Annotated in this window: 8 protein-coding genes; 4 read left to right on the top strand and 4 right to left on the bottom strand. The window is 41.7% G+C overall.

The window, feature by feature from the left end; translation table 11 throughout:
- Positions 1-30 precede the first annotated feature (30 nt).
- Together EGC82_RS13940 and radD are read right to left on the bottom strand one after the other, a co-directional pair.
- Complete coding sequence (locus EGC82_RS13940) at positions 31-291, bottom strand: GrxA family glutaredoxin (RefSeq protein ID WP_124731300.1); 261 nt, start codon at positions 289-291, stop codon at positions 31-33.
- Positions 292-370: 79 nt separating this feature from the next.
- The gene (gene radD, locus EGC82_RS13935; RefSeq protein WP_124732658.1) at positions 371-2,092 is read right to left on the bottom strand and encodes a DNA repair helicase RadD; all 1,722 of its coding nucleotides are present in this window, start codon (positions 2,090-2,092) and stop codon (positions 371-373) included.
- Between the two features lie 274 nt (positions 2,093-2,366).
- Here radD and EGC82_RS13930 point away from each other — a divergent pair, with 274 nt between their 5' ends.
- Complete coding sequence (locus tag EGC82_RS13930) at positions 2,367-2,771, top strand: hypothetical protein (protein ID WP_124731299.1); 405 nt, start codon at positions 2,367-2,369, stop codon at positions 2,769-2,771.
- 123 nt (positions 2,772-2,894) lie between these two features.
- On the opposite strand, the gene acs is transcribed toward EGC82_RS13930, so the two are convergent.
- Complete coding sequence (gene acs / locus EGC82_RS13925; RefSeq protein ID WP_124731298.1) at positions 2,895-4,847, bottom strand: acetate--CoA ligase; 1,953 nt, start codon at positions 4,845-4,847, stop codon at positions 2,895-2,897.
- Positions 4,848-5,103: 256 nt separating this feature from the next.
- Between acs and EGC82_RS13920 the strand changes: the two genes are divergently transcribed.
- The gene (locus EGC82_RS13920) at positions 5,104-8,526 is read left to right on the top strand and encodes a hybrid sensor histidine kinase/response regulator (protein WP_124731297.1); all 3,423 of its coding nucleotides are present in this window, start codon (positions 5,104-5,106) and stop codon (positions 8,524-8,526) included.
- A 31-nt stretch (positions 8,527-8,557) separates the two neighbouring features.
- Positions 8,558-9,163, top strand: a complete 606-nt coding sequence (locus EGC82_RS13915; protein ID WP_124732657.1) for a glutathione S-transferase family protein — start codon at positions 8,558-8,560, stop codon at positions 9,161-9,163.
- Between the two features lie 89 nt (positions 9,164-9,252).
- Here the strand turns inward: EGC82_RS13915 and bioA are convergent, their stop codons facing one another.
- Positions 9,253-10,587 (bottom strand): adenosylmethionine--8-amino-7-oxononanoate transaminase, encoded by a 1,335-nt coding sequence (gene bioA / locus EGC82_RS13910; protein ID WP_124731296.1) that lies wholly within the window; start codon positions 10,585-10,587, stop codon positions 9,253-9,255.
- Positions 10,588-10,701: 114 nt separating this feature from the next.
- Here bioA and bioB point away from each other — a divergent pair, with 114 nt between their 5' ends.
- Positions 10,702-11,754 (top strand): biotin synthase BioB, encoded by a 1,053-nt coding sequence (bioB, locus tag EGC82_RS13905; RefSeq protein ID WP_124731295.1) that lies wholly within the window; start codon positions 10,702-10,704, stop codon positions 11,752-11,754.
- Positions 11,755-11,756: the final 2 nt, after the last annotated feature.

Genomic DNA, 11,756 nt, shown 5'->3' with positions numbered 1-11,756 from the left:
AGGTTGCCTTTTATTTTTAAGCTTAAAAGCTTAATTAAGTAAATTGTTTTGACGAACATAAGCTTCAAATTCAGTGCAACCACCAATAGGTTGCTCATCGATGAAAATCTGTGGGACGGTTTCAACCGTTTTACCAACACTTTTCGATAAGTCTGCTTTTGAGATACCTTCAGCATGAATATCAATATATTTAAATTTGAAATTTTCATCTTGTGCTGCTAACTTTTCTGATAATTCAACAGCTCGAACACAATATGGACAGCCTGGGCGGCCAAAAATAACTACAAACATGGTGACTCCTGTTTAATGATATGGCCAATTTATACCATAAGTATTTTTTAAATGGTAATTGATCGCAATTAATTTTGTTTTAACTCATATCGATTTTATATTTGCCTTGATAGTTAAAAAATGAATCAACTAAATCCCAGCGATGCTTGTTTTTCTTCAGTAATAATAAATCGGGTTTTCTGAATCGGCTTTGATCCGCTAATACATCTGCTATCTTGTTATATTGAGGATGACGTAGGCCTGGCGTGCGGGTGTGACTTAGTACAAATACCGCATAAAATGCTTTACGCTGTGCAGGTGTCGAAAAATTAAAAGTTTGTTTAAAATCATTACCTTCAATATCAAGATATTGAACAAGTAACTTGTCGTCTTGATTGAGTAATAACATTTGCGCACATTTAAACAAATGATGATGCTGAGCGTTAAGCACTTGCTTTAGGCGTTTATCAGGATCAATTAAGGTTGATTGGCAGGTATTACAGATTCGTGCAGCAATATCATTTTCAGCACCGCAGTCGGGACATGATTTTGATCTAAATCTAAAGTCACACTGTTGGTTGTTATTGATTAATCCTTGGCAACGTCTACCATAATGTTCGACAATATCGCCATCATCATCGACAATTCCCCAAAAGATATTAGCAAATTGGCACACTGGACAATGTACTTGAACGGGTACTGATTTGCTATTGGGTTTGGCTTGGCCAACTTCAGGATAAAATAGATCATAACCATTAGCAGCGTAATCAATAATTAGACAATCTGTTTTATCTTGTGCTAAGCGCAACCCTCGACCAATCATTTGTTGGAACAAACTTATAGATGCTGTAGGCCTCAATATTGCGATAAGGTCAACATGAGGTGCATCGAAGCCTGTGGTTAATACGGCTACGTTTACAATGAACTTGAGTTGCTGGGATTTAAAACGTTTGATTATGTCATCACGCTCGTTATGGGGCGTTTGAGCGGTAATTAATGCAGCATCGTTGTCTAAGAGTGTCATTATTTCATTGGCATGTCTGACTGTGGCTGCAAAAATCAATACTCCTTTGCGGACTTCGGCCAGTTGCTTTATTTGTTTGATAATCGCAGTAGTTGCTCGTCCTTGGTGATTCAGCAATGAGTCTATTTCCATTTGTGGGTACTCACCGCTGTCATAGGCGTTTAGTTCACTAAAATCATATTGGGCACTCAGTCCGTCAAAAATAATTGGTTTAGTGAGATAACCTTTACTAATTAATGGCCGCATTGGTAATTCAAAGATGCACTTGTCAAACACAGGCGTGTCGGTATTACCTACTTTTCCATGGTAGTGCAGGCGGTATATCCAGCCTAAACCTAATCGATAGGGCGTCGCAGTTAATCCAAGCAGTTTAAGGTTAGGGTTACGCGTTTTAAGGTGGATAAGTAATTGCTGATATTGGCTAGTCGACTCATTACTAACACGATGACATTCATCGATGATCACTAATGAAAAAGGCTGGGTAAATTTTGTGAGTGCACGAGCCGCTGACTGGATACTGGCTACCACCGTTTTACCATTGGCTTTTTTTTGATTTAATCCCGCTGAATAGATATTTGCCTCTTGTGTCAGTAAGCCTACCTTTTCAGCATTTTGGGCGACTAACTCCTTTACGTGAGTTAACACCAGTACATTTCCATTAGCAATCCGTGCAAGTTCTGCAATGACAATACTTTTGCCTGCGCCAGTTGGAAGGACCAATACGGCCGATTGTTGGCTTTGCTTAAAATGCGCAATAGCAGCATCTACCGATTGTTGTTGGTAATCCCGTAGAGTGATCTTTGTGGCTTTAACAGGTGAGTCTTTCAATTTATTGCTAGCATTATTCTGATTTGGATAAAGCTTAACATAGGCGATGATTGATAAACCATATAGTGATGAATGAGCAGAGATAAATTAATTAACCACGGTTGACGTTAATAAATAAACGGCGTTGATATTTTTTGCGAGTTAAGCGCTGTTTTTTTATATCAGTTGGTGTAGATTTGTTTATCGAGTTAGTTGATATTAATAAATATAAAAACAATAATATATCCCAGCAGGAAAACACATTATGAAATTTTTATCGTTAGCCGCACTATTAATGGTTAGCCACATCGCTGTTGCCGAAGAAGGTCTGATTATTGGCTTATCTATTGAAGAAACCGTTAAGCATTCTGAAGATATATCAACATCGGCCTCAAAAATTGTGATGGGGCTAAATGATTCTGTGTCCCTCAATGTCGAGGGTGACTATGGCGTGACAATCGTGTCGACAGAAGATAAAGATAACAAGGTCAATTTATTGATCAGTTTGCGAGATGAATCTAATGACGCTGCCGACTTGTTAGGTGATAAAAAAATAATGATTATAGTCGGTAAATCAATTAGCTATCAAACGGCACTAAATGACCATTTATATAAAGTTACCATTGATACATCTTATGCTCTACCGTCTGAAGCATCAGACAAGCAGTAACTTACAAGACTGTGACCTAGGCGAAATATCATCGTAATTAAAAAAAGCCCCTCAATCGAGGGGCGAAAAGAGAAATTGGTCAGGATTTCTCTGGGTGGATAGAACATCACAAGTTGATTTTCATTACTCAGTTTTGTTTAAGCGAGACTCAATCAATGTATCAATCACTGCAGGATCTGCCAGTGTAGAAGAATCACCTAAGTTGGTTACTTCATTAGCCGCAATTTTACGTAAGAATCGACGCATAATTTTGCCAGAACGCGTTTTAGGTAAACCGCTTGCCCATTGGATTAGATCCGGTGTAGCAAGCGCACCAATTTCTTTACGAACCCATTGACGAAGTTCTTGGCGCAACTCTTCAGTTGGCTCGATGCCACGAGTTAGAGTGACGTATGCATAAATGCCTTGGCCTTTAATGTCATGTGGGTAACCCACAACGGCCGCTTCAGCAACGAGTTCATGCGACACTAGCGCGCTTTCTACTTCAGCTGTACCTAAGCGATGCCCTGAAACGTTGATAACATCATCTACACGACCAGTGATCCAATAATAGCCATCTTCATCACGACGCGCGCCATCACCGGTAAAATACATACCGCGGAATGTTTTAAAATAAGTCAGCGCAAATCTATCATGGTCACCGTACACTGTTCGCATTTGGCCTGGCCACGAGTCAAGGATAACTAAGTTACCTTCACCAGTACCTTCAACAATATCACCCATGTTATCAACCAGTGCTGGTTGCACACCAAAAAATGGTCGAGTTGCAGAGCCTGGTTTGGTATCCGTAGCTCCGGGTAAAGGGCTTATCAGAATGCCGCCAGTTTCCGTTTGCCACCAAGTATCGACGATAGGGCAGTTTTCATGACCGATCACCTCATGGTACCAGCGCCATGCTTCAGGATTTATGGGTTCACCTACTGAGCCCATAATGCGTAATGAGTCACCTTTATAATGGCTAAATTGTTCTTTACCTTCAGCCATTAATGCACGAATTAATGTAGGAGCGGTATACAGGATATTGACCTTATGTCGGTCAATCATTTCACCTAATCGAGCTGGAGTAGGGTGATTAGGCACGCCTTCATGAATAAGTACCGTGGCGGCATTAGCAAAAGGTCCATATACCATATAGGAATGACCGGTAATCCAGCCTACATCGGCGGTACACCAATATACTTCGTCAGCTTTATAATCAAACACGTATTCGTGTGTCATCGAGGCATATACCATATAACCACCGGTGGTATGCAGCACACCTTTAGGATTACCTGTAGAGCCAGAGGTATAAAGCAAAAATAGTGGATCTTCGGCGTTCATTTCAGCAGGTGGGCAAAATTCTGAAGCCACTTCCATCAGTGAATGCCACCAAACGTCTCGACCTTCAACCCAATCGATGTCACCACCTGTGCGCTTAAATACAATAACTTTTTCGACGCAAGTGACATCAGGGTTTGCTATGGCTTCATCAACACTGCGTTTTAATGGAATTTTACGACCACCACGAACACCTTCGTCAGCGGTAATTAATACTTTTGATTTTCCATCAATCACCCTAGCAGCAATCGAGTCTGGAGAAAAACCGCCAAAGACTACCGAATGAACTGCCCCAATGCGAGCACAGGCTAACATTGCTACAGCAGCCTCGGGCACCATAGGCATGTATATCGTGACGATGTCGCCTTTATTAACGCCTTGGCTGCGAAGCGCGTTAGCAAATTTACACACATCGACATATAACTCAGCGTAAGTAATTTTACGTTGTTCGTTGGCGTCATCGCCTTCCCAGATAATGGCCAGTTTATCGCCGTGCTCTTCAAGGTGGCGATCTAAACAATTGGCGGAAGCATTGAGCGTGCCATCATAAAACCAATTAATGGATAGATTATGATCATCAAATGATGTTTTCTTGATTTTGGTATAAGGTTTAATCCAATCAATACGTTTGCCGTGTTCTCTCCAGAAACCTTCTGGATTAATAATGGACTCCTGGTACATTTTCTTATATTGATCGTTATTAACCAGTGCATTTTCTGCAATGTCACTCGGAACTTTGTAAAGAGACTGAGGGGTCATGGGGCTTCCCTTTCTAAAAATGGCGTGGTTAAAGTATCATCTGCAACGGGCTGTTAGCACTATTAGACCTTGGTCTAGTTTTAAAATATCCTTAATATTTAGTCTGTTGCACGTGTTAATATGATTAGAATTGCTGCAGAATTAGTCTACTATTTATAACCATTCTATTGTATAGGTTGTTTTCTGTTCAATGCGTTATGTTTTAGATGAAAATAAAACAGATTTTTTATAATAATAAAATGATATCGGACGTTTGATGAACTTAACCTTAATCGTGGCCGTGATTGCGGTGTGTTATGTCTCTTTGCTGTTTATTTTGGCATGGGGAGCTGAGCGGTGGTTTAGTAAAATAAACCAAAAAGCTCAAGTGTGGATTTATGGACTCAGTTTAGCAGTGTACTGCTCTTCATGGAGTTTTTTAGGCACAGTCGGTCAGTCTGCTAATGATCTGTGGTCTTTCTTACCTATTTTTGTCGGTCCAATATTGGTATTTACCCTTGGTTTTGGCATGCTGCGAAAAATGGTGGTGGTGTCTAAAGCGCAAAATATTACTTCTGTTGCCGACTTTATTGCTGCTCGTTATGGTAAATCACAGTTATTAGCCGCTTTAGTCACACTTATTGCTTTATTTGGCATCATGCCTTATATCGCGCTACAGCTTAAAGCGATGGTATTTAGTCTTAATTTATTCCAACCCGCTGATAATCCGCTGAGTCCAGTAGCGGTACCATTATTAATCACCTTGTTGTTAGCCATTTTTGCTATTTTATTTGGTACACGTAAGTTAGATGCTACTGAACATAATCCTGGCATGATGGTTGCGATTGCGTTTGAGTCATTGGTTAAACTCGCCGCCTTTATTTCTGTCGGCGTCGTCATTAGCTTTGGGGTGTTTGATGGTTTTGGTGATATTTGGCAGCAGGCCTCAGATAAGGCCCTGATTCAAAATAGTCATATTCGTTTAGAGTCATTTTTACCTGAGCTATTTGTTGGTATGGCAGCCTTTTTGTGTATGCCAAGGCAGTTTCATGTGATGGTGGTTGAGTGCGGCGGCGAACATATTTTAAAAAAATCTCGGTGGATTTTCCCGATCTATTTAGCTTTGTTTGGCTTGTTTGTTGCGCCATTAGCATTAGCAGGTAAAGTTATTTTGGGTGATTCGGTATCCGCTGATACCTATGTGATTAATTTACCTTTGGCGCTCGATCAACCTATTTTAGCCGTTGTTGCATTGCTAGGGAGTTTATCTGCGGCCACGGGGATGGTAATAGTGGCCGTGGTAACCATCAGTGTTATGGTCAGTAATGAATGGCTAGTGCCATTTTTACTGCGAACCGGCCAAATACGAGAAAAGAATTTTAGTCAGTTTTCTCAACTGTTATTAAATGTACGTCGCTTATCGATAGTGGTGATTTTAGGTTTTGGTTATTTAAGTTATTTACTGTTTACCGATAGAGATTCTCTGTCACATTTGGGGATGATGTCATTTGGTGCATTTTCTCAATTAGCACCCGCGTTAGTCGGCGGCTTATATTGGAAACATGGTAATCGAGCTGGGGTATATTTAGGCCTTGCTGTCGGTTTTAGTCTGTGGTGTTTTATTTTACTTCAAGGTGCTGGTGAAGCGCATTTAATTGGTGCTGATTCTGGTTTACTTAATTCAATTACTCCCAACGTTAGTGATACTTTAATAGCATTATTAGCCAATATTGTTTGCTATGTTCTTGGCTCTATATGGTTTAGAGCTGGTGTTGCTGAGCGTATTCAAGCAAGTAACTTTGTTAAGCCGTGGTCATCAAAGCAAGATTCTAAAAAACGTCAAGGGCCTATTTCACAACAAGATCTATTAATTTTGGCGAGCCGGTTTGTCAGTCCTACACGCGCTTATGAAAGTTTTAGTCGCTTTTCGCCTGATGCCGTTAAAAGTGACAGTTGGTATAAAACGGCTCCAGAAGAATTAATCGCCCACACTGAACACATGCTGTCGGGAGTTCTAGGTGCATCAAGTGCATCACTTGTTATGGACTCAGTGCTGCAAGGTCGTGATTTAGCCCTTGATGAAGTATTTAGTCTCGTTGATGAAGCATCCTCTAAAATTATTTTAAGCCAAGATATGCTGCGAGGAGCAATTGAGCATGCTTATGAAGGCATGAGTGTGGTTGATAAAGACCTTAATTTAGTGGCTTGGAATTATCGTTATGTAGAATTGTATCAGTACCCAGAAGGCTTTTTACAGCAAGGTATGCCTATTGCAGATATCGTGAGGTTTAATGCTTTACGGGGTTTCTGTGGTACAGGAGATATTGAAAGCCAAGTCGTTGTTCGGGTACAACATATGCGTAATGGCACTCCGCATACTTCTGAGCGTGAACGTCAAGACGGTAAAGTGATTAAAATTCAAGGTAACCCAATGCCAGATGGCGGCTTTGTAATGACATTTACCGATATTACCCAATATCGCTTACAAGAAAAAGCCTTGCTGGAGGCTAATGAAACTTTAGAGAGTCGGGTGCAAGAACGTACCTACGAACTTGCAATGCTGAACAGTGAACTACTTGAAGCCAAAGCCCAAGAGGAACTCGCAAATGCGTCTAAAACTCGATTTTTGGCCGCTGTCGGTCACGATTTAATGCAGCCATTAAATGCGGCTAGATTATTTACCGCCTCACTATCGCAATATCCTAATCTAGATTTGGAAGCGCGCACTACGCTAACTCATGTAAACAGTTCGCTAAAAACGGCTGGGGAGTTATTAACCGATTTACTCGATATTTCTAAGCTCGATTCTGGCATGGTGGATGTTAACCGTCGTGATTTTGCTATTGCAGAAGTTATTAATGGTTTATCTATTGAATTTGATGCGATGGCCGGAGATAACCAAATTTCATTTTCAATGGTGCCCTCTACCGCGACTGTAAACTCAGATCCTTCATTATTACGGCGTATTTTGCAGAACTTTTTAACCAATGCTTACCGCTATGCCCGTGGCGGTAAAGTCTTATTTGGCTGCCGTCATCGTGGTGGGTTTATTGAGATCCAAGTATTAGATACAGGCTGTGGGATTAATGAGTTTGATATACAAGAAATATTTAAAGAGTTTAAGCGCCTTAATCATCCAAGTAGCCGTAATGTTAGTGGTTTGGGGCTAGGATTAGCGATTGCCGATCGCATTAGCAAGGTGCTTGATCATCAAATACATGTGAGTTCAACCTTAGGCCATGGTTCGCTATTCTCTATTTCTGTGCCAATAGGCGAAACCATCAGTCAAATAAGCAGTAAGCCTTTACCGACATTGTTGCAACCTTTAGCTGGGATTAAAGTTTTATGTATCGATAATGAAGAGGCTATTCTTGCAGGGTTAGAGTCACTATTAAGTCGTTGGCAATGTGAGGTTATTTGCGCAAAAGATCTTGCCGATGCGCGGATTAAGTTAGGACTTAAAGGCGTTGCACCAGACATTATGTTAGCTGATTATCATTTAGATGATGATCAAAATGGCATTGATGCCATGAATGGTATCCGCAGTCGTTATGGTGAGCATTTGCCGGGGATACTAATTACAGCCAATACTAATAAAGATTTGGTTGACGATGTTGAAAGACGCGGTTATCACTATATGGCTAAAATGATTAAACCGGCAGCATTGCGGGCGTTAATATCTAGTTTAGTGAAAAAGTAGTTATGCCATTCTAAGCCAGTGAAACGTTATGATCACAGTACACGGTGACAGCATGTCGGGCAATTGTTATAAAGTGCAGTTGGTGTTGAACATGTTAGGGGTGGAACATCGGTGGCAAGAAATGAGTATTTTAGCTGGCGACACACAAACATCTGCCTTTTTAGTTAAAAATGCCTCAGGAAAAATACCGTTAATCGAACTCGACGATGGCCACGTGCTGTCTGAGTCAAATGCGATTATGGGTTATTTAGCTGCAGGTTCAAGTCTTATTCCTAGTGATAATTTTATCAACGCAAAAATGTATCAGTGGATGTTTTTTGAACAATACAGTCACGAGCCTTATATTGCGGTAGCAAGATTTATTCAATTATATTTAGGCTTACCTGAAGAGCGCTTAGTTGAGTACCAATCATTACATGTCAAAGGCCATAAAGCACTCAGTGTGATGGATGCAGAACTGGCAGCACAGCCATTTTTATGTGGCGATCAATTTACCTTAGCCGATATCGCCTTGTTTGCGTATACCCATGTTGCTCATCAAGGGGGATTCGAGTTAGGTCATTATCCAAATATTAGACAGTGGCTAGCACGGATTACGTTGCAGGCTGGTTTTATTGCCATGCGTAGTAAAGCTTAAATCGCGTACGCATTAAAGTTTACATTGATAGTGGTCAGCCAGTAATACCATCACAATAAAGGCTTTACTGGCGCGAGTAGGTTTTACTCTTAGCCGTGACTAATAAATTGAGTTGTTACTGGCGTGGCGTCTATGCTTTTTGCGACTGTGATCATCGCTAAGGTCAACTTAGTTAATTGCTCTGCACTAATAGTGTAGGGTGGCATAAGGTAAATATATTTATTAAACGGCCTGATCCAGACACCAAGTTCAACAAAGGCTTGTTGTAATTGGGCTGTATTAACCGTATTAACCATTTCAATGACCCCAACAGCCCCTAGCACGCGCACCTCTCTGACTTGCGGTAAATTACTTGCACTAGCAAGCTCTTGTTTGAGCTGAGTTTCAATGGCGTTAACTTGCTGCTGCCAGTCACCTTGCAGCAGTAAATCTAAGCTGGCGGTTGCCGCAGCACATGCTAATGGGTTACCCATAAAGGTAGGACCATGCATAAATACACCTGCGGGTGAGTCACTAATGCCATTGGCGACTTCGTCACTGCACAGGGTTGCAGCTAAACTGATGTAACCTCCCGTTAGCGCTTTGCCGACACATAAAATATCGGCTTCGATATTGGCATGTTCGTAAGCAAAACATTTTCCAGTACGGCCAAAACCAGTCGCTATTTCATCTAGAATTAACAGCACTTGGTATTCATCACACTGCTGACGTAATTTTTGAAGATAGGCCGCTGAGTAAAAACGCATCGCTCCGGCGCCTTGCATAATCGGCTCGATGATTACCGCCGCCACATCTTGGTGATGAGTCGCAAAGGCAAGCTCTAAAGCCGCTATATCAGATTGGTTTAATGGCTCGCCAAAAGGCGTGCTAGGGCTAGGAATAAAAATCTGTTGAGTGACATTATTGCCAAACATGGTGTGCATGCCGCCATCTGGATCGCACACGCTCATCGCGGCAAAAGTGTCGCCGTGATAACCACTTTTAACCGTCATGATCCGTTGCTTAGCAGGCTTGTTTCGGCCTTGCCAATATTGCAGTGCCATTTTTAAAGCCACTTCTACTGCAATTGAGCCAGAATCGGCCAAAAACACTTTGGTTAATTGTGGGCTGGTCATGGCGACTAAACGTTTGGAAACTTCAATAGCTGGCAGGTGGGTAATGCCACCAAACATCACATGGCTAAGCTGTGAAAGCTGTTGCTGCATAGCAGCGACAATGGTCGGATGACTATAACCATGCACACATGACCACCAAGAACTCGTACCATCAATAAGCACTTTTCCGCTGTCTAAGGTAAGCTCACAACCCTGTGCTGAAACCACGCCATATACAGGCAGAGACTGGGTCATAGAGGTATAAGGGTGCCAAATATGTTGTTGATCAAAGGCGTAGTCGATAGTGGTGTTTGCGTCGGAAAGTGCCATAATTATTGATGCTCATTTTTTGACCGCTAGTAAAGCGTGAAGTGGTTGTTGCGTTGACAGTTTACGGGCTCAGGGTATCCTAGCCAACATAAAATCAAAATAAAGGAATGATCCATGTCGTTAGCTGAAGTTCGCAATGATTGGCAAAAAGTAGAAATCGAAGCATTATTTGCATTGCCAATGAATGATTTACTGTTTAAAGCCCACAGTATTCATCGTGAAAGTTTTGACCCTAACGAGGTACAGATCAGCCGTTTATTGTCTATCAAGACAGGGGCTTGCCCGGAAGATTGTAAGTATTGCCCTCAAAGTGCGCGTTATGACACGGGTCTTGAAAAAGAACGTTTACTTGAAATTGAAAAAGTATTAACGGAAGCCAAAAGCGCGAAAGCTGCTGGTGCATCACGTTTTTGTATGGGCGCAGCTTGGCGTAACCCGCGTGACAAAGACATGCCATATTTAACCCAAATGGTAAAAGATGTCCGTGCTTTAGGCATGGAAACCTGCATGACGTTAGGTATGCTGTCACCTGACCAAGCCGGCAAATTAGCCGATGCGGGTTTAGATTATTACAACCATAACCTTGACACTTCGCCTGAATATTATGGTGATGTTATCACTACCCGCACTTATCAAAGCCGCTTAGACACGCTAACAAACGTGCGCGCATCTGGGATGAAAGTGTGTTCGGGCGGGATTGTTGGTATGGGTGAACAAGCCACCGACCGCGCAGGTTTACTGCAACAACTGGCTAATTTAGAACAACATCCAGATTCAGTGCCGATTAACATGTTAGTCAAAGTTGCGGGAACACCGTTTGAGAAAATTGATGATTTAGACCCACTTGAATTTGTGCGCACTATTGCGGTTGCCCGCATCATTATGCCTAAGTCCCGAGTGCGTTTATCTGCCGGACGTGAAAGCATGAGTGATGAGCTGCAATCGATGTGTTTCTTTGCTGGTGCGAATTCGATTTTCTACGGCTGTAAGTTATTGACTACGCCAAACCCAGAAGAAAACGATGATATGAGCCTGTTCCGCCGATTGGGTTTACATCCTGAGCAGGGACCACAAGCTAATATTGAATCAGACAGTGCATTACTTGCTAAAGCCAGTGCTAAGCAAGATAAATCAACTAAGCAGTTTTTTGACGCAGCGGCGCTGTAATT

The sequence above is a fragment of the Shewanella livingstonensis genome (assembly GCF_003855395.1).
In the GTDB taxonomy this organism is placed as follows: domain Bacteria; phylum Pseudomonadota; class Gammaproteobacteria; order Enterobacterales; family Shewanellaceae; genus Shewanella; species Shewanella livingstonensis.
The sequence above is the reverse complement of the archived record's forward strand: the minus strand, read 5'-3'. Positions and strand labels throughout refer to the sequence as shown.

Coding starts and splice junctions, on each gene's coding strand:
- bioA (WP_124731296.1), bottom strand. CDS start 10,587: ATGGCACTTTCCGACGCAAACACCACTATCGACTACGCCTTTGATCAA.
- bioB (WP_124731295.1), top strand. CDS start 10,702: ATGTCGTTAGCTGAAGTTCGCAATGATTGGCAAAAAGTAGAAATCGAA.
- EGC82_RS13940 (WP_124731300.1), bottom strand. CDS start 291: ATGTTTGTAGTTATTTTTGGCCGCCCAGGCTGTCCATATTGTGTTCGA.
- acs (WP_124731298.1), bottom strand. CDS start 4,847: ATGACCCCTCAGTCTCTTTACAAAGTTCCGAGTGACATTGCAGAAAAT.
- EGC82_RS13930 (WP_124731299.1), top strand. CDS start 2,367: ATGAAATTTTTATCGTTAGCCGCACTATTAATGGTTAGCCACATCGCT.
- EGC82_RS13920 (WP_124731297.1), top strand. CDS start 5,104: ATGAACTTAACCTTAATCGTGGCCGTGATTGCGGTGTGTTATGTCTCT.